The 25,887-nt window shown below is 67.2% G+C and carries 20 protein-coding genes, 1 tRNA gene and 1 pseudogene; 7 read left to right on the top strand and 15 right to left on the bottom strand.

Annotated features, from left to right (window positions below; all coding sequences use genetic code 11):
• Positions 1-21: 21 nt before the first annotated feature.
• The 4 genes from LXX_RS06300 to aceE form a co-directional block, all read right to left on the bottom strand.
• The gene (locus LXX_RS06300) at positions 22-1,032 is read right to left on the bottom strand and encodes a beta-ketoacyl-ACP synthase III (RefSeq protein ID WP_011186108.1); all 1,011 of its coding nucleotides are present in this window, start codon (positions 1,030-1,032) and stop codon (positions 22-24) included.
• Between the two features lie 11 nt (positions 1,033-1,043).
• Positions 1,044-1,964 (bottom strand): ACP S-malonyltransferase, encoded by a 921-nt coding sequence (locus LXX_RS06295; protein ID WP_011186107.1) that lies wholly within the window; start codon positions 1,962-1,964, stop codon positions 1,044-1,046.
• 85 nt (positions 1,965-2,049) lie between these two features.
• Complete coding sequence (locus tag LXX_RS06290) at positions 2,050-3,258, bottom strand: PucR family transcriptional regulator (RefSeq protein ID WP_011186106.1); 1,209 nt, start codon at positions 3,256-3,258, stop codon at positions 2,050-2,052.
• 10 nt (positions 3,259-3,268) lie between these two features.
• Positions 3,269-5,995: a pyruvate dehydrogenase (acetyl-transferring), homodimeric type gene (gene aceE / locus LXX_RS06285; RefSeq protein ID WP_011186105.1), complete on the bottom strand. Its 2,727-nt coding sequence runs from the start codon at positions 5,993-5,995 to the stop codon at positions 3,269-3,271.
• 212 nt (positions 5,996-6,207) lie between these two features.
• On the opposite strand from aceE, the gene LXX_RS06280 reads away from it, so the two are divergent.
• The gene (locus tag LXX_RS06280; RefSeq protein ID WP_011186104.1) at positions 6,208-6,681 is read left to right on the top strand and encodes a peroxiredoxin; all 474 of its coding nucleotides are present in this window, start codon (positions 6,208-6,210) and stop codon (positions 6,679-6,681) included.
• Positions 6,682-6,698: 17 nt separating this feature from the next.
• Here the strand turns inward: LXX_RS06280 and LXX_RS06275 are convergent.
• Positions 6,699-6,771: transfer RNA gene (locus LXX_RS06275), tRNA-Val, on the bottom strand.
• A 154-nt stretch (positions 6,772-6,925) separates the two neighbouring features.
• On the opposite strand from LXX_RS06275, the gene LXX_RS06270 reads away from it, so the two are divergent.
• Complete coding sequence (locus LXX_RS06270) at positions 6,926-7,345, top strand: VOC family protein (RefSeq protein WP_041767528.1); 420 nt, start codon at positions 6,926-6,928, stop codon at positions 7,343-7,345.
• A 57-nt stretch (positions 7,346-7,402) separates the two neighbouring features.
• On the opposite strand, the gene LXX_RS06265 is transcribed toward LXX_RS06270, so the two are convergent.
• From LXX_RS06265 to LXX_RS06245, 6 genes are all read right to left on the bottom strand, one after another.
• Complete coding sequence (locus LXX_RS06265; RefSeq protein WP_041767527.1) at positions 7,403-8,323, bottom strand: S-layer homology domain-containing protein; 921 nt, start codon at positions 8,321-8,323, stop codon at positions 7,403-7,405.
• 12 nt (positions 8,324-8,335) lie between these two features.
• Positions 8,336-9,088 carry a hypothetical protein gene (locus LXX_RS06260; protein ID WP_223227600.1) on the bottom strand — a complete coding sequence of 251 codons (753 nt, stop codon included), beginning with the start codon at positions 9,086-9,088 and terminating at the stop codon, positions 8,336-8,338.
• Between the two features lie 1,175 nt (positions 9,089-10,263).
• Positions 10,264-10,566 carry a hypothetical protein gene (locus tag LXX_RS06255; RefSeq protein WP_041767525.1) on the bottom strand — a complete coding sequence of 101 codons (303 nt, stop codon included), beginning with the start codon at positions 10,564-10,566 and terminating at the stop codon, positions 10,264-10,266.
• Between the two features lie 157 nt (positions 10,567-10,723).
• Positions 10,724-11,182 carry a hypothetical protein gene (locus LXX_RS06250; protein WP_011186100.1) on the bottom strand — a complete coding sequence of 153 codons (459 nt, stop codon included), beginning with the start codon at positions 11,180-11,182 and terminating at the stop codon, positions 10,724-10,726.
• Between the two features lie 13 nt (positions 11,183-11,195).
• Positions 11,196-11,354, bottom strand: a complete 159-nt coding sequence (locus LXX_RS14260; protein ID WP_155806795.1) for a hypothetical protein — start codon at positions 11,352-11,354, stop codon at positions 11,196-11,198.
• The gene (locus LXX_RS06245) at positions 11,351-11,842 is read right to left on the bottom strand and encodes a hypothetical protein (RefSeq protein WP_041767524.1); all 492 of its coding nucleotides are present in this window, start codon (positions 11,840-11,842) and stop codon (positions 11,351-11,353) included. The genes LXX_RS14260 and LXX_RS06245 overlap by 4 nt, the downstream gene beginning before the upstream one ends.
• 180 nt (positions 11,843-12,022) lie before the next feature.
• On the opposite strand from LXX_RS06245, the gene LXX_RS06240 reads away from it, so the two are divergent.
• A complete protein-coding gene (locus LXX_RS06240) occupies positions 12,023-12,415 on the top strand; it encodes a DUF3846 domain-containing protein (protein ID WP_041767523.1) in 393 nt (130 codons plus the stop codon).
• Positions 12,416-12,762: 347 nt separating this feature from the next.
• Here LXX_RS06240 and glgP read toward each other — a convergent pair.
• Positions 12,763-14,401 (bottom strand): annotated as a pseudogene (gene glgP / locus LXX_RS06235) (alpha-glucan family phosphorylase); the annotation flags it as partial.
• Between the two features lie 56 nt (positions 14,402-14,457).
• On the opposite strand from glgP, the gene LXX_RS06230 reads away from it, so the two are divergent.
• Complete coding sequence (locus tag LXX_RS06230; protein ID WP_011186097.1) at positions 14,458-16,518, top strand: alpha-1,4-glucan--maltose-1-phosphate maltosyltransferase; 2,061 nt, start codon at positions 14,458-14,460, stop codon at positions 16,516-16,518.
• The gene (gene glgB / locus LXX_RS06225) at positions 16,515-18,716 is read left to right on the top strand and encodes a 1,4-alpha-glucan branching protein GlgB (protein WP_011186096.1); all 2,202 of its coding nucleotides are present in this window, start codon (positions 16,515-16,517) and stop codon (positions 18,714-18,716) included. The genes LXX_RS06230 and glgB overlap by 4 nt, the downstream gene beginning before the upstream one ends.
• Before the next feature lie 44 nt (positions 18,717-18,760).
• On the opposite strand, the gene LXX_RS06220 is transcribed toward glgB, so the two are convergent.
• Together LXX_RS06220 and LXX_RS06215 are read right to left on the bottom strand one after the other, a co-directional pair.
• Entirely contained in the window at positions 18,761-19,714 is a 954-nt protein-coding gene (locus tag LXX_RS06220) for a tetratricopeptide repeat protein (protein ID WP_011186095.1), read from the bottom strand.
• A 23-nt stretch (positions 19,715-19,737) separates the two neighbouring features.
• Positions 19,738-21,627, bottom strand: coding sequence for a hypothetical protein (locus tag LXX_RS06215; RefSeq protein ID WP_223227599.1), 1,890 nt, complete (start codon positions 21,625-21,627; stop codon positions 19,738-19,740).
• A 140-nt stretch (positions 21,628-21,767) separates the two neighbouring features.
• On the opposite strand from LXX_RS06215, the gene LXX_RS06210 reads away from it, so the two are divergent.
• Positions 21,768-24,077: a large Ala/Glu-rich protein gene (locus LXX_RS06210; protein ID WP_011186093.1), complete on the top strand. Its 2,310-nt coding sequence runs from the start codon at positions 21,768-21,770 to the stop codon at positions 24,075-24,077.
• A gap of 21 nt (positions 24,078-24,098) precedes the next feature.
• Positions 24,099-25,136, top strand: coding sequence for an AI-2E family transporter (locus LXX_RS06205; RefSeq protein WP_041767521.1), 1,038 nt, complete (start codon positions 24,099-24,101; stop codon positions 25,134-25,136).
• Positions 25,137-25,146: 10 nt separating this feature from the next.
• Here the strand turns inward: LXX_RS06205 and LXX_RS06200 are convergent, their stop codons facing one another.
• Positions 25,147-25,878, bottom strand: a complete 732-nt coding sequence (locus LXX_RS06200) for an alpha/beta hydrolase (RefSeq protein ID WP_011186091.1) — start codon at positions 25,876-25,878, stop codon at positions 25,147-25,149.
• Between the last annotated feature and the right edge of the window lie 9 nt (positions 25,879-25,887).

The following is a 25,887-nucleotide window of genomic DNA, read 5'->3' as shown; positions in this document are numbered from 1 at the left end:
GTCGTTTGACCGTGGAACAGTCTAGGGCAGCACGACGACCTGGGCGCCGAACACCAGACCGGCGCCGAAGCCGATCTGCAGCGCAAGGCCGCCGGAGAGCTCCGGGTTCTCCTGGAGCAAGCGGTGGGTGGCCAGCGGGATGGATGCGGCCGACGTGTTGCCTGTGGTCTCGATGTCGCGGGCGATGGCGACCGTCTCCGGCAGCTTCAGCTGCTTGGCGAACTCGTCGACGATGCGCATGTTCGCCTGGTGCGGGATGAAGGCGGCCAGGTGCTCGGGAGCGACCCCCGCCGCGTCCAGAGCCTGTTTGGCCACCTTCGCCATCTCCCAGACGGCCCACCGGAACACGGCCTGCCCGTCCTGGCGCAGTGTCGGCCACGGCTTCTCGCCGTCGCGGAACTCGGTGAGCGTGCTGCCCATCCCGACCGCTCTGGCCTTCGACCCGTCGGAGCCCCAGATCGTCTTCGAGATGCCCGGGTACTCGCTCGGGCCTATGACGACAGCGCCCGCACCATCGCCGAGCAGGAAGGAGATGGTGCGGTCGGTGGGGTCCACGACGTCCGAGAGCTTCTCGGCGCCGACCACCAGCGCATAGTGCGCGACACCGGTGCGGATGAGCGCGTCGGCCTGGGCGATGCCGTAGGCGTACCCGGCGCAGGCCGCGTTCATATCGTATGCGGCCGCGGGGTTCGCGCCGACCCGGTCGGCGAGCACAGCGGCCAGCGACGGCGTCTGCTGAGGGTTCGAGATCGTCGCGACGATGACGGCGTCGATCAGCTTCGGGTCGACACCCGACTTCTCGATGGCCTCGGTCGCGGCCTCGGTGGCGAGATCGACGGCGGTCAGCCCGCGGCTAGCGCGGGTGCGCGTGACGATGCCGGTGCGCTGCCGGATCCACTCATCCGAGGAGTCGATCGGGCCGACCAGGTCGTCGTTTGGAACCACGAGGTCGCCGCGCGCGGCGCCGATCGACAGGATGCGGGTGTGCTGCGGGCCGTGCGACTGCTGCAGCGTGGGGCGGTTCTGGGTCATCCGGGTCTCTCCTAGGCAGCCTGATCGATGAGGTCGAACGCGGCAGGCAGGTCCTCCGGCGTCTTGATGGCGACGGAGGGCACGCCCTTCAGGTCGCGCTTCGCGAGCCCGGTGAGCGCACCGGCGGGGGACAGCTCGATCAGGCCGGTCACCCCGGCCTCCTGGAACGCTTGCATAGTGAGGTCCCACCGCACCGGCGAGGAGATCTGTCCGACCAGCAGCCGGAGGAACTCGGCGCCGTCCGCGACCTCCGAGCCGTCCTTGTTCGTCCAGAGGCGCAGCGTCGGGTCACCCGTGGTCAGTGTCGCCGCGAACTGCTCCAGCACGGGGACAGCGGAGGCCATGTACCGAGTGTGGAAAGCGCCCGCGACCCGCAGCGGGATGACCCGGGCGCGCGCCGGCGGCTCCGCAGCGAGCGTGGCCAGGGCGTCGAGTGGTCCGGCGACCACGATCTGCCCCGCACCGTTGTTGTTGGCGGGGGAGAGGCCCAGCTCGTCGAGCTTCGCGAACAGCTCGGCCTCATCGGCTCCGATGACGGCGCTCATCCCGGTGGGCGAGGCCGCGGCGGCGCGCGCCATCGCGGCTCCGCGCTCGCGGACGAACGCCACAGCGTCGGTCTCCGACAGCACTCCGGCCCCGGCGGCGGCGGTCAGCTCGCCGACCGAGTGGCCCGCGATGCCGCCGATCTTCTCGCGGCGGCCATCGGCCAGCAGCGCCGAAAGCGTCAGCAGACCGGCCGACACGATGAGTGGCTGCGCCACCGCAGTGTTCCGAATGGTCTCCTCGTCACTCACCGTCCCGTGTGCGACGAGGTCTATCCCCACCGCGTCGGAGATGCCGGTGAGCTGATCGCGGAACGGCGCTTCGGTGAGCCAGGGATCCAGGAAGCCGGGGGTTTGAGAGCCCTGACCCGGGCACAGGATGACAATCACGAGTTTCAGTCTGCCAATCTTCCGCCGCGCGGATGTGTCCGATAAATCCAAAGTATTATCGAAGGCTTTGTGGGAGTCTGCAAAATCAGGCGCGACGCGGCCCGTCCGGCTCGTTGATCGAGCCCACGATGAGCGCGGCCTGCAAGATGAGAGCCTCACGCGCACCGGTGGCGTCCCAGCCGATCACTTCGGAGACACGCTTCAGCCGGTAGCGCACGGTGTTCGGATGCACGAACAGCTCCCGCGCCGTCGCCTCCAGCGACCGGCCGTTGTCGAGGTAGCACCACAGTGTGGTGAGCAGTTCGGTCGAATAGTCCTGCAGCGGCCGGTAGACACGGCTGATGAGCGTCACGCGGGCAAGGCCGTCGCCGGCGAATGCACGCTCGGGGAGCAGATCGTTGGCATGCACCGGGCGGGGGCAGTTGCGCCAGGCTTTGGCCACGGCGAAACCGGCGAGGGCGGCCTTCGCGCTCTTGGAGGCGTCCACCAGGCTCGGGACTTCGTGGCCGAGCACGAGGTGCCCGGAGCCGAAGCCCGGCTCCAACTGCTGCGCGATGTCCATGAAGGAGACCGCGGGAGCGGTGCCAATGGCTTCCTCCGGAGCGCTGTCGCTCGGCCAGGCACGGCCGATGACGAGCACGAGCCGGCTGCCCTGCACCCCGATCAGTACATCGGCGGACATGTGCCGGGCCGTTCTCCGCAGCTGGTCGACATCCAGCAGCTTCGGTGCGGTTCCGACGAGGACGCTCACCTCGCCGTGGCCGTTCCAGCCGAGCGCGGCGATGCGGCTGGGCAGCTCATCGTCGTACTCACCGGTGAGGATGCTGTCGACGACGAGCGCCTCCAGGCGCGCGTCCCACAGTCCTCTGGCCTCGGCAGCGCGGGCGTAGACGTCCGCGGCGGCGAAGGCGATCTCCCGCGAGTAGAGCAGGATCGAGTCCTTCAACGGTTCGTCGTTGGAACTCTTGACGCGCTCTTCGACCACCTCGACGGTGATCTTGATCAGCTGGAGCGTCTGCTGCAGGCTGACGCTTCGGAGCAGCTCGCGAGGAGCCGCCCCGAAGACGTCGGCCGCGATCCACGGTGTCGAACGCGGGTCGTCGAACCACGAGATGAACGAGGAGATGCCGGCCTGAGCCACCAGGCCGACCGCGCTGCGGCGGCCGGGGGGCATGTCCCGGTACCAGGGGAGCGTGTCCTCCAGGCGCTTCAGCGTTGTCGTGGCGAGTTCGCCCGAGATTTTGCGCAGCCACGCAAGGGTCTCGGACGTTGTCCTCTCCGGTCTCGTCGGCACGGGCCCGGGGTCAGGCGTCGCCGCCCGCGGTGCCGGTGGTGCCCGCGTTCACATCGTGCAGGAGGTACTTCTCGATCGCCCAGGCCGGGGCGTTCGGGTCCACCTTCCCCTGGGCCGCGAGCAGCTCCAGAGTGCGGACGACGAGCGAGGGGCCGTCAATCTTGAAGAACCGGCGGGCGGCGGCGCGCGTGTCCGAGAAGCCGAAGCCGTCGGCTCCCAGCGTTGCGTACTCGCCGGGGACGAACGGCCGGATCTTGTCGGGGACAGCATGCATATAGTCGGTGACCGCGACGAATGGACCTTCGGCGCCCTCAAGTTTGCGGGTGACGTAAGGCACCTGCTTCTCCTGCTGCGGGTGCAGGAAGTTGTGCTCCTCCGCTTTGAGGCCGTCGCGGCGCAGTTCGCCCCACGACGTGACGCTCCACACATCAGCGGACACGCCCCAGTCCTGCTGGAGGAGGTGCTGGGCCTCCAGAGCCCACGGCACGGAGACGCCCGAGGCGAGCAGCTGGGCCTTGGGACCACCGCCCTCGCCCTCGCTGAGCTTGTGGATGCCGCGGACGATGCCGTCCACATCCACATTCTCCGGCTCGGCGGGCTGGACGATCGGCTCGTTGTAGACCGTCAGGTAGTACATGACGTTCGGTTCGGGGTGGGACTTGCCGTACATCCGCTCGAGGCCGGAGCGGACGATGTGGCCGATCTCATAGCCGTAGGCGGGATCGTAGGAGACGACGGCGGGGTTCGTGTTCGAGAGCACGAGGGAGTGGCCATCGGCGTGCTGCAGACCCTCGCCGGTCAGCGTGGTGCGCCCGGCGGTCGCGCCGATCATGAAGCCGCGGGCCATCTGATCGCCCGCTGCCCAGATCGCGTCGCCGGTGCGCTGGAAGCCGAACATCGAGTAGAACACGTAGACCGGGATGAGCGGCTCGCCCTGGGTCGCGTACGACGTTCCCACGTTGGTGAACGCGGCCAGCGCACCGGCCTCGTTGATGCCGACGTGGATGATCTGCCCCTGCGGGCTCTCCTTGTACGCCAGCAGCAGCTCGCGGTCGACCGACGTGTAGTGCTGGCCGTTCGGGTTGTAGATCTTCGCATTCGGGAAGAACGCGTCCATCCCGAAGGTGCGGGCCTCGTCCGGGATGATCGGGACGATGCGGTGGCCGAAGTCCTTCGCGCGCAGCAGATCTTTCAGCAGCCGGACGAACGCCATCGTGGTGGCGATCTCCTGCGTGCCGGAGCCCTTCTTGGCGATCGCGTAGGCCGAGTCGTCCGGCAGGCTGACCTGCGTGTACGTCGCCCGGCGCTCGGGCAGGTAGCCGCCGAGCGCGCGACGGCGCTCGTGCAGGTACTGGATGGCCTCGTCCTGCGGCCCCGGGTTGTAGTACGGCGGCAGGTACGGGTTCTCTTCCAGCTGCGCGTCGGTGACCGGGATGCGCATCGCGTCGCGGAACGTCTTGAGGTTGTCCAGCGTCATCTTCTTCATCTGGTGGGTCGCGTTGCGGCCCTCGAACGACGGACCGAGTCCGTAGCCCTTGATGGTCTTGGCGATGATGACGGTGGGCTGGCCCTTGTGCTCGACGGCCGCCTTGAAGGCCGCGTAGACCTTGCGGTAGTCGTGGCCGCCGCGCTTGAGGTTCCAGACCTCGTCGTCGCTGAAGTCCTTCACGAGTTCCAGCGTGCGCGGGTCGCGACCGAAGAAGTTCTCGCGCACATAGGCGCCGTTCTCGGTCTTGTAGGTCTGGTAGTCGCCGTCGGGCGTCTGGTTCATGAGGTTGACCAGGGCGCCGTCGGCGTCCCGCGCGAGCAGGTCGTCCCACTCGCGGCCCCAGATGACCTTGATGACGTTCCAGCCCGCACCGCGGAAGTAGCTCTCGAGCTCCTGGATGATCTTGCCGTTGCCGCGCACCGGGCCGTCGAGGCGCTGGAGGTTGGCGTTGATGACGAAGGTCAGGTTGTCGAGCTGCTCGTTCGCGGCTACCTGCAGCTGACCGCGCGACTCGACCTCGTCCACCTCGCCGTCGCCGAGGAAGGCCCAGACGTGCTGGTCGGACGCATCCTTGATGCCGCGGTTGGTGAGGTACTTGTTGAGCTGCGCCTGGTAGATCGCGTTGATCGGCCCCAGGCCCATCGACACGGTCGGGAACTGCCAGAACTCCGGCATGAGCCGCGGGTGCGGGTAGGAGGAGAGCCCGCCGCCGGCGTGCGACTTCTCCTGGCGGAACCCGTCGAGCTGGTCGGCGCTCAGACGGCCTTCCAGGAAGGCACGGGCGTAGGTTCCGGGGGAGGCGTGGCCCTGGACGAAGATCTGGTCTCCGCCGCCCGGGTGGTCCTGGCCGCGGAAGAAGTGGTTGAAGCCCACCTCGTAGAGCGCCGCGCTGGACGCGTACGTGGAGATGTGACCGCCGACGGCGATGCCGGGACGCTGCGCGCGGTGCACCAGGATGGCCGCGTTCCAGCGAATCCACGCTCGGTAGCGGCGCTCGATGTCCTCGTCGCCGGGGAAGTCCGGCTCGTTCTCGGGGGAGATGGTGTTGATGTAGTCGGTGGTCGGCACCATCGGCACACCGAGGTGCAGTTCCTTCGAGCGCTTCAGCAGGCTGAGCATGATCTCGCGAGCCCGCTCATGGCCGTGTGCCGCAACCAGTGCGTCGAGGGATTCCTGCCACTCGGCAGTCTCCTCCGGGTCCGAATCGATGTTACTCATCGAGTACGGGTCCTGGTCGTTTACAGTCACCCTCGACCTCTTTCTTGTGTCGGATGGATCGTGGAAGGCGCGCATCCTCTATCGGATTGCGACAAAGCGGGCACCATCGCTCAGCCTAGCCGCATCTCGAAGCGGACGGTGACCGTCGCTGTGTTGGCGTCCGCGGAATGGGGGTCTATGCTATGTCCTCGTGTTCCCGCGGGAGACCGTACGCCGCAGGACTGAAAGGACAGCTGCACGATATGGCTCTGGAGAACGACACCCAGGCTCCCGACTTCGAACTGCCGAACCAGCACGGCCAGGCCGTCCGCCTCAGCGACTTCCGGGGCAGAAAGGCGGTCACGATCGTCTTCTTCCCGCTCGCGTTCTCGGGAACCTGCACCGGCGAACTGTGCGAACTGCGCGACAATCTCGCCCTCTTCGAGGATCACCGAGTCGAGCTTCTCGCCGTCTCGGTCGACTCCAAGTTCACCCTGCGCGCGTGGGAGGAGCACGAAGGCTACGGCTTCAGCCTCCTTGCCGACTTCTGGCCACACGGCGGGATCGCCAAGGAGTATGGCGTCTTCCTGCCGGAGAAAGGCTTCGCGAACCGCGCGACCTTCGTCATCGACGAGAGCGGCATCATCCGCGCCTCTTTCATCACCGCCCCCGGCCGAGCGCGTTCGATCGACACCTACCGCACGGCCCTGGACCTCCTGCCCGCACACGTCGGCTGACAGCGAGCGGCGCACGGTGGGCCTTGCCGGGTTCGAACCGACGACATCCACGGTGTAAACGTGGCGCTCTACCAGCTGAGCTAAAGGCCCGTGATCTCGCTCAGCCTACCGAACTTGATGCTGTGCGAGCGGCGATGACACTCTGACCGGCAGGCGCCCCAGCCTCTCCCGCGTCCGCGCTTCCAGGGCTACGCTGGGCGAGGCCGGACACACAGGCCGAGAACACGATGAAGGAGAGTTCCTCATGCCGTCCATCCTGAACCCCTACCTCAATTTCCGCACTCAGGCCCGGGAGGCGCTCGATTTCTACCAGTCCGTCTTCGGCGGGGCTCTGCAGACCAGTACGTTCGCCGAGTTCGGGATGAGCCAGGACCCGGCCGATGCGGACCTCGTCATGCATGGGCAGCTCACGACGGACGCCGGTTTCACGATCATGGCCGCCGATGTCCCCTCGCACATGGAGCTGAGGGAGGGATCGCAGATCTCGGTGTCGATCAGCGGTGACGACCACGACCAGCTCGCCGGTTATTACACCAAGCTTGCCGCGGGCGGAACGGTGCTCGAACCGCTTTCGACGGCGCCGTGGGGCGACAACTTCGGGATGCTCGCCGACCGGTTCGGCATCCAGTGGCTGGTGAACATCGAGAGTTCGCCGCAGGTTTGAGCGCGTTCGCGCTCGTGCCTCAGGCGGCGTAGGTTCGCCCCCGGACCCCTGGACGTACTATTTGGCCAGCTCGATTCGGTACAGGATCGTCGCGAACTCTTCCCGCGTCGCCGGCTTAGACGGAGAGAAATGCGATCCCGGGTCATTCAGCAGTCCGTTGGTGCGGATCCAGTTGATGGGGACGGAGAACTTGTGACTCAGCGGAACATCCACCCAGGTGTCCTTGCGAGGCGCAACGAGCCTTTTGTGGTTATAGGCGCGATACACGAATGCCGACAGCGCTTCGCGGGACACCGGATCGTTGGGTCGGTACTGTTTCCCGCCGCTCACGGCCCACCCGGTCGAGGTGCCTGAGGTGTACATCCAGGCGATCTGCTTGTAGAACTTGTGCGTTGTCGGGACATCCAGGAACGGCGATTTCGCCGGGGCCGTGTAGGCCGCAGGAGCACTTGCCCGATACATGAATGCCGCAACGTCCGCTCGGCTCAGAGTGCCCTTCGGGGCGAAGACCCTCCCCGAAGACGTGGCCGTTCCCGTTGTGATGCCGGCCCGGTAGAGCCACTCGATGGACAAATACGTGTTCGCCGCGGAGAGGCTGACGGGCACGTCCTTGAACGGCGATGCCGAACGATTCGCAGACGAGTACACCGTGCCGTTCACGGTAACGGCAGAGACGCCATTGACCTTCACGATCGGACTCCAATAGTCCTTGATGGGGGAGACCTTGTTCGCTTTCGCTGCGGTCTCGTCCGAGAAAGAAGGTCTATACACCCTGATCTGATATTCCCCGGCAGACAATCGGGCCGATTGGTAGGTGGTCGAGGTCGGATAGTCCACGAGGAAAATGCCGTCCGGAAGCAAGAACATTCTGCCGTCGAGCTTCATGTAGACCTGAACGCGGTTCGTCCGCCAATTTCTGACCTCGGGAGCCGTATCCCGGGAGCATTTGATGACGGATTTCGGTGCGACGACCGGCACCGTCGCCGCTACCTATACCTTCATCCCTGCTGCGACGGTGTAAGACAGCTTTCCGTTCACGGTGAGCGGCTGAAGGGAGTAGTTCCAGTTCTCGTCGGCCGTCAAAAGGACGAACCAGTATTTACCGGCCGGAAGACCCTGAAGGCTGAAGTCTGAGGATCCGAACCAGCGCTTGTTGGCTTCGTTGTACGCGTACACCCATCCGGCATAGCTACTGGGGAGCTTCTGCCCGGCTGCGGTGGTCACGTCGAAATGCACACGAGACGTCGGAACAACAGCTTTGACGATTCCCGTCACATCCCGCGAGGTAGCGTCGAAGATGGGCGAGGTGAAGACATCGGCGATGTTCTCGGGCTTCGTTCCCGGTGGGGAGAAGTAGTAGATCTTGTACTGCCCGGCTGGAACGGTCGCCGACCACTCTCCCGTCGAGGGATTCGGAACGATGAACTTCTCCACGCGCACGTCGGTTCCGACCACTCTGTTCACGGAGACCGTGATGTTGCTCAACCAGGCCCCGAATCCCGCGGGAACAGTCACCTTCCCGGAAATCGTCCGCGACACGACCGGATCGGCAAGAGGGACGGGGACGGCACGAGCGCCCGGGCTCGGTGTCTCTGGAGAAGCATCGGGCGCCTCGATGGGATGAAGCGCGATATCGAGCTCCTCCCGATCCGCTGAACGCGCGTCGACGGTCTGGCCCTCGGGATTCTGCTCGCTCGTTCCGTAGATTCCGCCACTCAGCCGCTCGGAGGAGGGTCCCGTCACGGTCACCTCGACACGGTAGATTCCCGCAACCAAATCGATCTGATATCGACCGGTCTCGGAAGGAATCGCGACTCCAGCGGGCGCGCCGTCGGCAGCCCGAGCCTCCACCGTCACATCGCCAGCGCTCCAGGCGCGCACTCCTTCCGGCAGGGAAATGGTCCCGCTGATGGTGTGCAGGCTGAGGGGTTCATCGGCGTGCGCGGGTGACGCCGCTGCGAGCACTCTTGGCAGGCGAACCGAGCCAAGGCTTCCAACGGACATGTGTCTTTCTCCTCCAGACGCGGCCCTCGAACTCATCGCGATCGACCGCCATGGCATGCCAGCGTCTCGACTCATATTATCCATATCACAACGTGTTCACGTCTGGTGGGAATGCGCCGGTGGCAAGGGCTCCCGTATGTTGACGCTAGAAGACAGGGTTTGAGGAGTGCCACAGCAGGATCACACGGTGAGGTTGCTCTGGTGGGGTCGGTAGAGTGTGATGTGCGCCGGTCGAGTTCTTGGGCGAGACGAGCGCGGGCGCGGCGGCAGTAGCGCCACAAGTCTGGCTGTCTGCAATCACTTCGGCGGGGGAGTCGTCATCCAATTGTGGCTTCATCCCGGGGAACACCATCCGCGGCCTCGTCGAAGACGATCGAGTCAGCCGATCGGGATGCCGTTGCTTCACCTTTGCCAGGAACGGGCGTTGCTGCGTCCCGGTCGGCGCATCCCGCTGGTGGAGTCAAGACCGCTGGCTGGTGGAGTCAAGACCGCTGGAAGGGAAGGCGATCACTATGCTCGCCGCCGCCGTCGTCGTACCAGACGAAATCGACGGACCGGACGAGTTCACGCTGTGCGGTCGGAAGTTCTCTTCTGTAATCTGTAACTTGCAAGAAGACTGTCCCAGCCTCATTCATCGAGCACATGCGCGTATGCGAGCGAGGAGATGAAACCCCCAATCCTCAAGTGGAAGCTCTCCGATGCGGCGGAAGTCTGTAGCATCGAGAAACTCGGTCACGCTGGTATAGGCGTCGATCAGTGAGCCGGTTCGTCCAAGTCGCGCGATGGGAACTTGAAACGGCGGTGGGAGCCGCTCACTAGGTTTCCGGTGGCGGTGGGGAACAAGCCATCTGCAAGTTCCGTCAAAAAACCCGTTACAACCTGACATAATGTGCATTATCAGCAGTTTTGTTGGCTTAATTTAGTGGAACCGATCTGGACATCCTCGACCGACAAGCAGGAGCTTGCCGGTCAGGCGGGCGACATCGCCCGCTGACGGCCGCCCCGATCCCAGCGAGCATCCCCTGCAGCAGCGTCATCGACCCGGCCACCGAGTAGACCGCGCCAGTCATCAGCGCGCCGCCCGGCAGCAGCGGCGCGATCGCCTCCAGCGTCGGCAGCCGACGCTCGTCGAGGCGAGTGCCCTGCATCGCGCGGATCCGCGCCTGCAGCTCGAGCACCCGCTCCCCCGCGTCGACCACGGCCGCCGCCTGACCCATCCCGGTTCCCCTTCCACGCTTGGTCGTCGTACCATCGAACATATGTTCGATAATCGGAGGTGTCTATGATCGCGCAGACCACCGATCAGCTGGAGCCGATCGCGCTCTGGCTGGACTCCCACGACGTCCCCGCGCGCATCGTCTCGCGCGGCATCCGCTACCAGGTCACGGACACCCTGACCCCGCTGGTCGAGGACGTCCCCGACGTCGACCTTACCCATCCCGCCAGGCACGTGACGGGGTGGCAGTTCCAGGCGACCAGCTGCGACAGCTGCCAGACCTCGACGCCGCCGCGGCGCTTGGCGCGCGACGCCGCGACCGTGACGGGCGTGGCCAGCACCCGGGACGACGGATGCCGGATGTCTCGGCGCCACACGCCTACCGAGGTCACGGCGAGCAGCAGCACCGCGGCCACCGGTGCCAGGGCCACGGCCGGCACGACGGGGATGCCGAACAGCATCAGCGCGATCGTCAGTTCCGCAGCGAGCACGACGATCGCCACGACGGCGACGAGCTTCCGGGATCTCCACGTTGCCCGCGCGCCCGCCCACGCCAGTGACCAGGCCGCCGAGCTCGGCGCGTCCGGGATCTGGAAGGTCCACGTCGTCAGCTGCACCGGCGAGCCGTTCCTAGGCGCGTGCTTTCTTGATCGCGGCGGTGGTGAACTCGTCGAGCTCCTTGCCGGTGATCTCCTCGCCCCAGCCGGCGCGCGCCATTGTCACCACCATCAGGTCGCCGACCGCGGTGTAGCGGAAGTCCATGCTGCTCGTCACGTAGCCGGAGGTCACCTCCGTGGTGAAGCTGAACCCGCCGTCGCCGGCGGTCGGTCGGCACCGTTGATCGTTGTCGACGGCGTCTTGCCCTCGCACTTGGCCGCCGCGGCGCGCATCTTCGCAGCGACGTCCTTGGAGCCGGGGACCTTCCCGAGCTGCTCGCTCATCACGGAGGATCCGCGGGTGAACATCGCGGAACGGCTGTAGGGCAGCTTCTCCGTGTCGAGGCCGAGCGCGGTGGAGAAGTTGCCCGCGCACACGCCGCCGCTCGAGTTCTTATCCTTCGACGTCTCCGCGCTCGTGTCCGTGTACGCGCTCCACCCGCCCGTCGTGATGTCCCCCACGGTCAGCAGCTTCGTGTTGAGCTTCGCACGCTCCTCCGGCGTCAGCGCGGGCGCGCAGCCGGCGAGCACGGCGAGGAGCGCCACGGCCAACGCGGAGGCGAGGAGTCGAGCAGCAGGCTTCATGAACAGCATACCTTCGAGAGCCAGCGACAGCATCACAGGTGAGCATATCCAAGATTCCAGATAGGGTGTCCGGCTGGGCCGGCCTGTGCTGGCGCCGAGATGGCGGGTCGCGGCCGCCGCCCCATCGAGGGGCGCCGTCCGCGAGCAGCGGCTGTGGAGGTCGGCAGCTGCGGGATCCCGCGGCGAGCTCCTGAAGTAGAACGGAAGGGAGAGCACATGCTTTCAGAGATTCTCATCGACCCGCACGGGGGCATCAGCAACGTCTGGTGCAGCTTCACATCGGAGGGCCAGCGGCAGGACTGGATGCGCGGCCACATCGGCGCTGACCTCTACGGGTTCATCAGCCTGCCGGAGGACATCGACGTGTGGGTGGACGACGAAGGGCTCTACCGCGGTGCGCCCGTCAACGTCGAGCTGACGCGGATGATCGACAAGCACCGCCCAACGACGCCGATCCACGGCAACGGGCTTATCCTCGGCGTCAACCAGGACGGCGATGTCGTCTCTCTGACCCTGGACCAGCAAGCCAGCGTCGTCGCCTGGTGGCGCTCCGTCACCACGAACGGCACCGACCCGGACGCGCTGCGCCCGCGCATGGCGCTCGTCTAACCCCTCACCCATGAAAAAGGTCCGGGGATCGAAACACGGCTAATGCTTCGATCCCCGGACCAGAAATAGACACCGAAAGGCTATCAGAAATGGCACGCAAGACCAGCAAGTTGTTTTGGCGGTGGACTGGGGCCAGACCTGGCCTCTATCCGACATCATGTGGGACGAGGACGAACGCCCGGACTGGTCGAACCTGCTGCCTTCGGAAGTGTTGGAGCGCCTGCGCGCGTGGGCTCGTTATTTCAACAAGAACGCCGATTTGGACTCCGCGAGCTTTGGCAGTGAGGAGTCTCGGAAGTGGTTCGACCTGGAGGGAGTGGCCCTGCTCAACCTGCTTCAGGACACGGTCGGCCACCTCTATCGGCTCTATCGGCGGGATGCGATTTGCCGGCGATCACGAACTGCACCGGCCGCTCGGCGTGGAGCAGGATGTTCCTCAGCCGCTCGGGGTCGTGCAGCATGAGTGTCAGGCGCTTGTAAGTCGGGACGCGGCGGGCGAAACCGATCGTGAGGACGTCCGGGTCGAGCAGGCCGGCCATCCACGCCGGTGCGGCACCGCCCGGATTCTGTTCCTCCCAGGCGGCGGCAAGGCGGCGGCGGGCGTCCTGTACGAGCTGCCCGCGCATCCGGCCGCGGACACCCCAGAGATCGGAGTCGCTCAGCGCGCCCGCGTTCGCCCAGTCGGCGTGCGTGGTGTCGTCGACGCCGAGCTTCTCCACGGCGAGCGCGCGGAGCATCGGGTCCGTCCAGGTGGGCGCATGGACGCCGTTGGTGATCGAGTCGATCGGAACCTCCTGGTTGTCGAAGCCCGGGTAGAGGCCGGCGAACATCTTGCGGCTGACCTCGCCATGCAATCGCGACACCCCGTTCGCGTGCTGGCCGAGGCGCAGGCCCATCACCGCCATGTTGAACACATCGGGCGAACCTCCCGGATAGTCCTCGGCGCCAAGCGCGAGAATCCGCTGGGCGTCGAGCCCGGGCAGCAGGGGGGCCGAAAAGAAGCGCTCCACCAGCGTCCGGTCGAACCGGTCGATGCCCGCCGGAACGGGCGTGTGGGTGGTGAACACGGTCCCAGCGCGAACGACCTGCAGGGCCTCATCGAAGCCCAGCCCCTCGCCGACGAGGTCCGAGATGCGCTCGAGACCGAGGAAGCCGGCGTGCCCCTCATTCGTGTGGAACACATCCGCCTCTGCCGCACCGGTCAGCTCCGTCCACGCTTTCACTGCGCGCACCCCGCCGATCCCGAGCAGCAGCTCCTGCAAAAGCCGGTGCTCGCCACTGCCGCCGTAGAGCCGGTCGGTGACCGAACGCAGGCTCTCCGCGTTCTCCGGGATGTCGGTGTCGAGCAGCAGCAACCGCACGCGCCCGACCGCGGCCTGCCACACGCGGTCGTGCAGCTCGCCGTCCGGCAGGGCCAGCGTGATCTGCGCCGGCGTGCCGTCCGGGTTCCGCAGCACGCTCAGGGGCAGCCCATCGGGGTCGAGCACGGGATAGCGCTCCAGCTGCCAGCCGTCCGCGGTGATTGCCTCTATAGAACAGCCCGACGCCGACAAGCGGCACGCCGAGATCGCTGGCCGCCTTGAGGTGGTCCCCGGCGAGGATGCCGAGGCCGCCCGAGTACTGCGGCAGCGCAGCGGCGATGCCGAACTCGGGCGAGAAATAGGCGATCGTCTTCGGCGCCGGCTCCCCCAGCGATTGATACCAGCGCGGGTCGCGGAGGTACGTACGCAGATCGTCGCGGATGCGCTCTGCCCCGTCGACGTAGTCCGGGTCCTCCCCCAGCTCCGCCAGTCTCGCCGGGGCGACCGAAGCGAGCAGAGCGATCGGATCGTGCCCCACCTGCTGCCAGAGCTCCGGCGCGATCCGGGCGAACAGCTCCCTGGTGGGCTCGTGCCAGGACCAGCGCAGGTTGCCGGCGATTTCCTCGAGCGCGGAGAGAGTTTCGGGGAGGACAGCTCGGACGGTGATTCTACGGATGGCCTTCACTTGGACGAGCATAAGGGAGTCGCCTGGTGGAGAGGCTATGAGTGTACGGTCGGGGTGTGGCAAAGAGCGCAGCGACCAGACCAGAGGACCCCGCGGCTCCCGGCTACGAGCCCCGCCTCCCCCGCATCCCGATCCTGGGGCTGCGGCCCCAGGTCGACGAAGGTCACTGGGCCGCCACGGCCTTCAGCGGCGAGGTCGTCCCGTTCAGGGCCACGGCTTTCCGCGAGGGCCACGACCGCATCGGCGTCGACCTGCTGCTCCTCGACCCCATCGGCGAGCAGACCGAGCACCGCATGCACGCCGTCGCGCCCGGCACCGACCGCTGGGAGGTCGAGGTCCTGTTGCGGCAGGAGGGGCTCTGGCAGTACCGCGTGCAGGCCTACGACGACGAATACGCGACCTGGCGGCACAATGCGGAGGTGAAAATACGCGCCGGGATCGATGTCGAGCTCATGCTGCGCACGGGTCACGATGTGCTGGTCCGCGCGGCGGCTGACAGACACCGCAGCACCGCCGAGCGCCGGCGCCTCTCGGAGGCCGCCACTGCGGTGGCGGATGCGGCGAAGCCGGTGGATGAGCGTTTCGCCGCAACCACGGATGACCGGATCGGCCGCATCCTGGCCGAGCGCCCGCTCATCGCGCTCCCCTCGCTCTCGGCCACCCGCACGGTCCTGGTCGAACGTGCCCGGGCCGGCGTCGGAAGCTGGTATGAGTTCTTCCCCCGCTCCGAAGGCGCCAGGAAGCTGTCCAATGGCTCCTGGCGCTCCGGCACGTTCCGGACCGCGGCCAAACGGCTGCCCGAGATCGCCGCGATGGGCTTCGATGTCGTCTACCTGCCGCCCATCCACCCGATCGGCCGCACGTTCCGCAAAGGCCCCAACAACACCCTCGATGCCGGAGCGGCCGACCCCGGATCCCCCTGGGCCATCGGCTCCGCAGACGGCGGCCACGACGCCATCCATCCCGAACTCGGAACGGAGAAAGACTTCGTTCAGTTCCTCGGTAAGGCCAAGCAGGTGGGACTCGAGGTGGCACTGGACCTGGCGCTGCAGGCGTCCCCCGACCACCCGTGGGTGACAGAGCACCCAGAGTGGTTCACGACACTCCCGGACGGCACCATCGCCTACGCGGAGAACCCGCCGAAAAAGTACCAGGACATCTATCCCCTCAACTTCGACAACGACGACGAGGGACTTCGCGCCGAGATCCTCCGCATCGTCCACCACTGGATGTCGCTTGGCGTCCGCATCTTCCGCGTCGACAACCCGCACACCAAGCCGCTGCGCTTCTGGGAGTGGCTGATCCACACCATCAATGCCACCGACCCGGATGTCGTCTTCCTGGCGGAGGCGTTCACCCGCCCGGCGGTGCTGCAAACCCTCGCGAAGGCGGGCTTCCAGCAGTCGTACTTCACCTGGCGGAACACCAAGGCGGAACTGGAAGAGTTCTTCACCGGGCTCGCCACCGAGACAGCCGACTTCCTGCGCCCGAACCTCTTCGTGAACACGCCGGACATCCTGACCGAGTACCTGCAGTTCGGCGGTCCCGCGGCGTTCAAGATCCGCGCCGCCCTCGCCGCCACCGTCGCGCCCACCTGGGGGGTCTACTCCGGCTTCGAACTGTACGAGAATGTCGTCCGGGGCGGCGCCGAAGAGTACATCGACAATGAGAAGTACGAATTCCGGCCGCGCGACTACACCCGGGCGCAAACGCTCGGCCGCTCGCTAGCGCCCTATCTGACCATGCTCAACCGGGCGCGCAGCGAGCACCCCGCCCTCCGCCAGCTGCGGAACCTGCGGGTGCATTGGAGCGACGACGACGCGGTGCTCGTCTACTCCAAGCATCTGCCGGGCGCGTTCACCCGCAGCAACCGGCCCGACACCGTGATCGTGGTCGCCAATGTCGATCCGCACTCGGTGCGGGAGACGAATGTTCACCTGGATGTCGAAGCCCTCGGCCTCCCCGCCGGCTCACCGTTCGAGGTCAAAGACATCGTGACGGGACAGCGCTGGACCTGGGGCACCGACAACTACGTCCGCCTCGACGCTTTCACCGAGCCCGTCCATATCCTCGTCGCGAAGCCGCTGGACGCCCGAACGACGGAGCCAGCCCGATGACCCCCCTCCCCGAGCGAGCCGCCGCCCTGCCCGGGATCGACGACGCCGTGCTGCACGCCGTCGCCACCGGCAGCTATCACGATCCGCACTCCGTGCTCGGCCAGCACCAGGTGGCCGCCGCCGGGATTGCCGACCCGGTCACGGTCATCCGCACCCTGCGCCCACTGGCCGAAGCCGTGTTCGCCGTACTGCCGACCGGGGCGTACCTCGAGCTGGCGCACCTCGCGCACGGCATCTGGCAGGGTGTGGACATCGCCGGCCCCGGTGCGTACGAGATCGAGGCCCGCTACGCCGACGGCAGCGCCTGGTCCGCCGACGACCCCTACCGTTTCCTGCCGACCATCGGCGAGCTCGACCTCCACCTCATCCGCGAGGGCCGCCACGAGCGGCTCTGGACGGCGCTTGGCGCCCGGTTGCGCGACCTCGGCGGCGTCACGGGCACAGCTTTCACTGTGTGGGCGCCCCACGCTCGGGCCGTCCGTGTCGTCGGGGACTTCAACGGCTGGGACGGAACGCTGCACTCCCTGCGCAACATGGGCTCCTCCGGAGTGTGGGAGTTGTTCGTCCCCGGGGTCGGCGAAGGCGCGATCTACAAGTTCGACCTGCTCGCGCAGTCCGGCGATTGGGTGCGCAAGATCGACCCGATGGCGCAGCTGGCCGAGACCCCGCCGGACACAGCCTCCCGCATCGCCGTCAGCCGGCACGAGTGGCAGGACGGCGAGTGGATGCGCCGCCGCGCGGCCAGCGATCCGCACACCGGTCCGATGTCGATCTACGAACTCCACTTCGGCAGCTGGCGTCCGGACCTCGGCTACCGCGAGGCGGCCGACCAGCTCATCGACTACCTCGGCGCCCTCGGCTACACGCACGTCGAGTTCCTGCCGCTCGCCGAACATCCCTTCGGCGGCTCCTGGGGATACCAAGTCACCGGATACTACGCGCCGACGAGCCGCTTCGGGAGCCCCGACGATCTCAAGTACCTCATCGACCGCCTGCACCGCGCAGGAATCGGGGTACTGCTCGACTGGGTTCCCGGCCACTTCCCCAAAGACGATTGGGCGCTCGCCCGCTTCGACGGCCAGCCGCTCTACGAGCACGCCGACCCGCGACGCGGCGAGCACGCCGACTGGGGCACCTACGTCTTCGACTACGGCAACTCGCAGGTGCGAAACTTCCTCGTCGCCAACGCGCTCTACTGGCTCGAGGAGTTCCACATCGACGGTCTGCGGGTGGATGCCGTCGCGTCGATGCTCTACCTCGACTACTCCCGGGACGCCGACGGATGGGAGCCCAACATCCACGGCGGGCGGGAGAACCTCGAAGCGATCGCCTTCCTGCAGGAGGTCACCGCGACCGCCTACAAGCGGAACCCCGGCACGATCGTGATCGCGGAGGAGTCCACGAGCTACCCTGGCGTCACGGCTCCCACCTCCTCCGGCGGTCTGGGCTTCGGCCTCAAGTGGAACATGGGGTGGATGCACGACTCGCTCCAGTACATCCGCGAGGACCCCCTGTATCGGAGCTGGCACCACAGCAGGATCACGTTCTCGTTCGTGTACGCGTGGAGCGAGAGTTTCCTCCTGCCGATCAGCCACGACGAAGTCGTTCACGGGAAAGGGTCGCTCCTCGGCAAGATGCCCGGCGACCACTGGCAGCAGCTCGCGAACATGCGCGCCTACCTGGCGTTCATGTGGGCGCACCCGGGCAAGCAACTGCTCTTCATGGGCCAGGAGTTCGGCCAGCCCTCCGAGTGGAGCGAGGAGCGCGGCCTCGACTGGTGGATACTCGATCAGCCCGCCCACCGCGGCCTGTGGAACCTCGTCTGCGAGCTGAACGCCGTCTACCGCGGCGCCCCCGCACTCTGGGCCCACGACAACGACCCCTCTGGTTTCGAGTGGCTGGACGGATCGGACGCGGCCGGCAACGTCCTGGCTTTTCTGCGGAAGGATGGGCGCGGAGAGCCCATCGCGGTCATCCTGAACTTCTCGGGCGCCCCGCACACGGAGTACCGGGTGGGACTGCCTTTCGCGGGCGGCTGGGAGGAACTGCTCAACACGGACGCGGACGTGTTCGGCGGCTCCGGAGTCGGCAATTTCGGCGGGGTGACCGCGGTGGAGGAGCCGTGGATGGGAAGTCCGGCCTCGGCGGTGTTGACGCTGCCGCCGCTCGGAGCGCTCTTTCTCAAGACCGGGCGCTGAATAAGACCCGGCAGCCGTTCGCCGCTGGCCCCGGGGAGTGGACGTCAGTACAGCAGCGATGCCAGCCGAGCCCGGGCCTTCGCGACGCGCGGGTCCTCCACGCCGACGATCTCGAAGTAGTCCAGGATGCGCGTGCGCACCGCTTCCTTGCCCGCCGCGTCCAGTGTCGGGAACAGGGAGAGCAGCCGGTCGAAGGCGTCTTCGATGCGGCCGCCCGAGAGATCCAGGTCGGCCACCGCGAGCTGCGCGTCCGGGTCGGACGGTTCGTTCGCCCCGGCCGTGCGAATGTCCTCCATCGTCTTGCCGACGAGGCGCGAGAGCAGGCCGACCTGGGCGAGCCCGGCCACCGCCATCGCGTCCCGCGGGTCCTGCGCGATCGCCGTCTTGTACTCGGCGATGGCCGTCTCGTAGTCGCCGCGATCGATCGCCTCGGAGGCCGCCGCGTGGTGCGGGGGTAGCGGCTCGGGATCCGGCTCCGTGGCCGGAGCGTCGGACGGGGCCGCACCGGTCTCGACGGCCGCTGCGACGGTCACGCCGTTCTGCGCGGCGAGCGCCAGGAGCTGTCCGAACACATCCTTGATCTGCTCCTCCGGCAGCGCCCCGGCAAACAGCTGCACCGGGCGTCCCGCGACGATCGCCGCAACGGTCGGCACGGACTGAGCCTGGAAAGCCTGGGCGAGCTGCGGGTTGGCGTCCACATCGACCTTCACGAGCACGAGCCGCCCACCGAACTCTGCGATCACCCGGTCGAGGACCGGAACAAGCTCGCTGGCCGGTTCGCTCCACTCCGCGACGAGTTCGACGACGACCGGAATGCGCGCCGACAGCTGAAGGAAGTCATCGATGTTCGCATCGGTGCCCTCGAAGAACAGGCTCGGCAGGGCGATCTCCTCGCCGATCGCTGTGGGGCCAGCCTCACCCGGCGCCGGCCGGTTCACGAGTGCGCTGAGGTCGACGGCGCCGCGGAGATTCGTCGGAGTGGGCGGGATCTGGTTCATGGGTTAAAACAATACGCTGAGCGCTACGGCACCTGGGCGGCGGAGATGAGGCCCTGAGCGAATCCGAGCAAGCGGATCTTCTCCTTCGATCCGGCCGCCGGCACGGAGAACGCCAGCTGGTAGCCGTAGGTGGACTGGATGGCGGTGTTCGAGGCGGTGACGCCCGAGAGCGCGGCAACGGTCGGACCGGCGATGACCTGAGCCCCGGCCTCGAGCACCCGGTGTAGCTGGACCTCTTCGGGATCGACCCACACGATCGCGCCGGAGTCGTTGGTGGCCATCGAGATGACCGGGCCCTTGCCCTGCTGACTCGTCCACGCCAGAGAGGAGGTGTTGCCGGCCTCCTTCTGGAGTTTGGCCGTCTCCTGCTGCTTCCAGGCCTGGCCGACCTGCTGGAGGAGTTTGTCGTCCGCCAGGTCGAAGCTCTCCGCCCATTTGCTCGAGGCGCCGTTCAGGAGGATGTCGCCGTAAGCCGCGCCCACCTGGTCCGGGCTCACCTTCAGCAGCTTCGAGTCCGGTGGGACGACCGCCGCCCCGATGCTCGCCGGGGCGAGGTTCGGAACCTTCACGTTCGGCTCGAGCGTGATCGCGTACTGAACCAGGTAGTTATCGCGGGGCGTCTCCTGCACCAGGGCCAGGGCGATCGGGGCTTGCGCCTTCCCATCGGCGGCGGCCGGCATCCTCACCACAGCGTTGACCGTCCGCGGCCAAGTGTCGGTCGCCTGCGGCAAGGCCAGCTCGATCGGGCCGTCCGGAATGGCGGATGGCACCGGCTCATCCGCTTTTTTCACCCTGATAGTGTAGTTCGCCTGTCGCAGTTGCAGCGCCGGCCCGGCGAAACGGGTCTTGGCGAGGGGGAGGTCCGCCGTGGAGTCGGCTTTGGCCGCGACCGCGGAGATGCGGCTCAGGATGCGCTTCAGCTGCGGCTCCGTGACCGCCGGGGGGAGCTGATCGACCGGTTTGGCCGTTCTGGTCGCACTCGGTGTCGGAATGTCGGTCGTGTCCGCGAACGCCCCGCCGCCGACCGCACCGAGAGCGAGCGCCCCGGCCAGCGCAGCCGGGAGGACCACCCGCGAGCGGCGGTTCGAGCGGCGGCCACGGGAGCTCTCGAAGGAAGGGGGCGACGAGATCGGCTTGTACGTCGGGGTCTTCGGAAGTTTGGGCATCTTGGGTCCGCTCTTGCGGCGCGGGCCGCGCGACTTCCGGTGGGCGTAGAGAGCCCACAGGTAGAGCACGATCCCGATCACCAGCAGCACGAGGCCGCCGATGATGAGCGGGAACGCCCACGGCGTGCTGGTGTCGACCGGCCAGGTGACGAGGATCTTATTGGGAGCCGGCTTCGCGCCGTCCGCCGCGACGATGACGCTCATACCGGGGGGGAGGTTCATACGCGTGGTCTGGGCGTTCGCTCCGTCGGACTCCTCCAGCCACAGATCGGAGCCGGCTGGATTCGGGCCGGGCGTCGCTGAGGCGACGGAACCGGACGCAGCGCCCGCCGGGGTCGGAGCGGGCGATGAGCGCTCCGCGCCGGCGACCGCGGGCGTGACCGTCTTCGTCGTCAGCCGGCCCGTGGCCGTGTCATATCCGATGGCGACATACTTCTGATCTCCGAGCCAGACTTCCACATCGGCTGTGCGCCCGTAGGCGACGACCTGGGAGGCAGGGTCCTTCGCACCCGAGACGGAGAGCGTCTGCTGCCCGGGGTGCGCGTTCAGTACCGCGCTGTTGAGCACGATGTAACGGGCATCACCTGAGACCGTTGCTGTCGCCGTGAGCTGTGAAGGGGGCACGAAGATCGTGCGCTGGGCGATGCCGGCGGCGATCATGACGGCAGCGATCACGAACGCGACGATGGCGAATACGAAACGCAAACAGAACTCCTCGTGTGCCCGGACGGGGAACGGAACAGTCACAGAAAGATACCGGAGCACCCTGAAAGGCGTCTAACCGTCCCCTTGCACGCTACCGCAAGTCCCGTGCGCGTATCCTACCGACGGTATGATGTCTCCGGCGTGCGTTGCCCGCACCCCACAGACCCTTCAGGAGTAACACAGTGGCCACCGACGAATCGGACTTCACGCAGGTCTTCCGCGGTTACGACAAGGACGAAGTCGACAAGACCGTCCAGGACCTGCGCGGCGAGCTCATCAAGTCGAACACCAAGAGCGCCGATCAGTCCAAGGAGATCAAGCGTCTCCAACTGCGCATCGAGGAGCTGAACGCCGAGATCGAAGAGGTCGGCAGCCCCACCTACTCAGGGCTCGGCACCAAGCTGGAGAACACCCTCCGCGTCGCCGAGGAGCAGTCCACTCGTCTCATCGCGCAGGCCGACATCGACGCCGAGAAGCTGCGCGCCGGCGTCGCCGCCGAGGTCGAGAAGGTCAAGCGGTCCGCGGCCCAGCAGGCCGAGCGCATGCTGGCCGACGCTCAGGCGCGCGCGGCGACGCTGCTCGAGGACGCCCAGATCGAGTCCAACGATCTGCTCACCAAGACGCGCACCAGCAAAGAGACGTTGCTCACCGATGCCATGCGCGAGGCAGCCGCGATCCGCGGCGCCGTGGCGACGGAGGCCGCGGAGCTGCGTGCGACCAGCAAACGCGAGGCTGCGGCCGTCCGTGCCGAAGCCGACCGGGAGGCGGCCGAGCTGAAGGCGGTCGCCTCCCGCGAAGCGGCCGCCGCGCGCGCCGAGGCGGCCGACCTCGAGCGGACCATCGTCTCCCGGCGCGGCGAGCTGGAGAAGGCCCTCGCCGACGACCGCCCCGCCTTCGAGCGCGAGACCGCTCAAACGCTTCTGGAGCTCGAGCGCCATGTCGCCGAGACGAACGACTCCCTCGCCGCCGAACAGACCCGGGTCCGCGACAGGCTCACTGCCGACGCCGCGCAGGCCCGCGCCGATCTGGCCGCCGAGGTCGAGATGCAGCGTGCCGACCTCGCCGCGAAAGCAGCACAGACCCGAGCCGATCTCGCCAACGAGGACGCCACCACCCGCCAGGCTCTCGCCACGGAGGTGGAGCAGACCCGGAAGGCGCTGGCCGCCGAGGTCGAGCAGACGAAAGGCGCGCTCATCGCCGAGGTCGAGCAGACCCGCGCCCGCCTCGCCGAGGAAGTCATCACCGCGCGCGCAGAACTGGCCGAAGAGCTGGAGAACACCCGGGCAGAACTCGCGGAGGAAGTCACCACCACGAAGTCCGCGCTCGACCACGAAGTCACCCGCGCCAAGTCCGCCCTCGCCGAAGAGCTGTCCCGCGAGCGCAGCACCCTCACCGCGGAGGTGACCACCACACAGGCACGTCTCGCGGCCGAGGTCGATGAGACCCGCTCCGCGCTCAACGCCGAGGTGAGCACCACCCGTTCGGCTCTTGCCGCCGAAGTCGAGCAGACCAAGTCCCGGCTGAAGGCCGAGGTCGAGCAGGCCAGGTCGGCGCTGGAGGCCGAGCTCAGCGGCACCAAGTCGCGGCTCGCCGCCGACATCGAGCAGACCGCCGCCAAACTCGCCGCCGATCGCGAGGAGAGCCGCTCGGCGCTCGCGGAAGAGACAGAGCGCACCCGCGCCACCCTCGCAGAGGATATCCGCCGCACCGCCGTGGAGCTGGAGAACCAGCGCGCCACCACAGCGAACGAGCTGGCGGACGACATCGAGCAGCAGCGCCTCGAACTGGCCCGCGAGGCCGAGCAGACCCGCATCTCGCTCGCCGACGAGACCGAGCGGGCCCGCGTCGCCCTCGAACGCGACAGCGCGCAAGCTCGAGCCGAACTCGCCCGTGAGATCGCTGCGGGCACGACCGCGCTCAACGCCCAGCTCGCCGAGCGCCAGGCCGCTTTCGACCAGGAAGCCGCGGCCGCACGCGCCGCTCTGGACGCCGAACTGGTGACCCTGCGCACGACAACGCTCGAAGAGGTCGACCGGCACACGCGGGAGGTCGAGCAGGCCCGGATCGACCTCGAGGTCGAACTGCGCGCCCGCCGCGACGAAGCCGAGAAAGAGCACCTCAGCCGCCATCAAGAGGCCGTCGCCCAGACGCAGAAGTACCTGGATGAGGCGAATGTCCAGCTCGCGGAGGCGGTCAAGCGCACCGCGCAGGCCCGCGCCGAGGCCGAAGCCCATGAGTCGGAGGCTCGTGAGACGGTCAAGTCGGCCCGAAAAGAGGCCGAGCAGACCGCCGCTGACATCGTCCACGACGCCGAAGAGCGCGCTGCTTCTCTGATCGGAGATGCCGAAGAGCGGACGCAACGCCTGGTCTCCGACGCCGAAGAACGTCTGTCGCAGATTAGGATCGAGCGCGAAGCCGTCGCCGGCTATTTCGAGAACCTGCGAGGGATGCTGCAGCAGGCGGATCACGTCAGCGCAGTCCGGCAGGACTAGCAAGCCAGAAGGGACGCATCAGTGAAGATCCAGAACCCATTCCGCGTCGGTCTCATCGGGGCTCTCGGGGTAGGGCTCGGGATACTCATCCTGACCTCCATCGTCAGCCTCGCGACGATCATCACCTACATCGGTGCCGCGCTTTTCCTCGCGCTCGGCATCGAGCCGCTCATCGTCTTCCTCGAGCGCCGCAAGGTTCCGCGCTGGCTCGCGCTGATCACCACCCTGGTGATCGTGATCGGAGCTTTCGTCGGCCTGATCTGGGCGATCGTCCCGGTCGCCGTCGGCCAGGCAACTCAGCTGGTTCAGAACACCGTCTCCTGGGTGAGCAACGGTGACGCCGAGAAGTGGTTCCTCACGCTGCAGCACCAGTTCCCGACGATCGTCAACCAGCAGAACATCGACGCTGTGACCCAGTGGCTGCAGCAGAACCTCCCCGACATCACCTCCAAAGTCCTGCAGACCGGCATCGGGATCGTCCAGGGCGCCTTCGGCGTGGTCATCGTCATCATCCTGACGATCTACTTCACCGCTTCCCTGCCGTCGATCAAGCGCGCGGGATACCAGCTTGTGCCGGCCTCCCGTCGCTCCCGGTTCGCGGACATCGGCGACCAGATCACCGATTCCGTCGGCAAGTACGTGATGGGTCAGGTCGTGCTCGCACTCGTCAACGGCGTGCTCTCCACGATCTTCCTGAGCGTCATCGGCGCCAAGTTCCCGATTCTGCTCGCGTCGATCGCCTTCTTCTTCTCGCTGATCCCGCTGGTCGGAACGATCACCGGCTCGGTCATCATCGTGTTCGTCTGCCTCTTCTCCGGACCGCCGACCGCGATCGCCGCCGCTGTCTACTACATCGTCTACATGCAGGTCGAGGCGTACGTCCTCAGCCCGCGCATCATGAACCGGGCAGTCTCGGTCCCGGGCGCGGTCGTCGTCGTGGCCGCTCTCGCCGGCGGCACGCTGCTCGGCATCCTCGGTGCGCTCGTCGCCATCCCGTTCGCAGCCGCCATCCTGCTGATCATCAAGCAGGTCCTGGTCCCGCGCCAGAACGAGCTCTGACCGCGTAAGGCTACGGAGCCGGCGGCCAGTGCGTCGGCAGCGGAACCGCCGCCGGGTTGAGGCGTGCCACGACCTCATCGAGCACACGCCGGGTCTGGTTCTCCCCCACCCAGAGGTGCTTGCCGCCTGCGACCGCCACCAGCTCGATCTGCGGCAGCGGACGAAACCGCTCCGCCGCCTCGGCGGGTCGCAGATAATCGTCATGCTCCGGGATGAGCGCCACGATCGGCCGCTGGTCCCCCGCCCAGGCCGCCAAGTGCTCCGGTTTGGCACGGTGCAGCGGTGGCGAGAGCAGGATGACGCCCTCCACCGGACAGTCACGGCCGTGCAGGAGAGCGAGTTCCGTCCCGAACGACCAGCCGAGCAACCACGGATGCGGAAGCCCGCGCTCGGCGACGAACGTCATCGCCGCCTCCATGTCGTACCGCTCCTCGATCCCGTCCCCGAACTCACCCTGGCTGCGCCCTCGGGGCGAGGAGGTCCCCCGCGTGTTGAACCGCAGCACGGCGATGTCCGCGAGAGCAGGCAAGCGACAGGCCGCCTTGCGCAGGATGTGTGAGTCCATGAACCCGCCCGCGGTGGGCAGCGGGTGCAGGGTGACGAGAGTCGCGAGCGGGTCCCGCTCCAGTGGGCTCGCCAGCTCGCCCAGGAGCGTCAACCCATCGCGGGTGCGCAGTTCGATGTCCTCGCGCCGTGCCGGCAGCTCGACGCCGCCACGGATCTCGACAGGGGCCGTTGTCACTTGCTCTCC

Source organism: Leifsonia xyli subsp. xyli str. CTCB07 (assembly GCF_000007665.1).
GTDB lineage: Bacteria > Actinomycetota > Actinomycetes > Actinomycetales > Microbacteriaceae > Leifsonia > Leifsonia xyli_C.
The sequence above is the reverse complement of the archived record's forward strand: the minus strand, read 5'-3'. Positions and strand labels throughout refer to the sequence as shown.

Coding starts and splice junctions, on each gene's coding strand:
- LXX_RS06220 (WP_011186095.1), bottom strand. CDS start 19,714: ATGAACCAGATCCCGCCCACTCCGACGAATCTCCGCGGCGCCGTCGAC.
- LXX_RS06240 (WP_041767523.1), top strand. CDS start 12,023: ATGCTTTCAGAGATTCTCATCGACCCGCACGGGGGCATCAGCAACGTC.
- LXX_RS06300 (WP_011186108.1), bottom strand. CDS start 1,032: ATGACCCAGAACCGCCCCACGCTGCAGCAGTCGCACGGCCCGCAGCAC.
- LXX_RS06255 (WP_041767525.1), bottom strand. CDS start 10,566: ATGGGTCAGGCGGCGGCCGTGGTCGACGCGGGGGAGCGGGTGCTCGAG.
- LXX_RS06280 (WP_011186104.1), top strand. CDS start 6,208: ATGGCTCTGGAGAACGACACCCAGGCTCCCGACTTCGAACTGCCGAAC.
- glgB (WP_011186096.1), top strand. CDS start 16,515: ATGACCCCCCTCCCCGAGCGAGCCGCCGCCCTGCCCGGGATCGACGAC.
- LXX_RS06270 (WP_041767528.1), top strand. CDS start 6,926: ATGCCGTCCATCCTGAACCCCTACCTCAATTTCCGCACTCAGGCCCGG.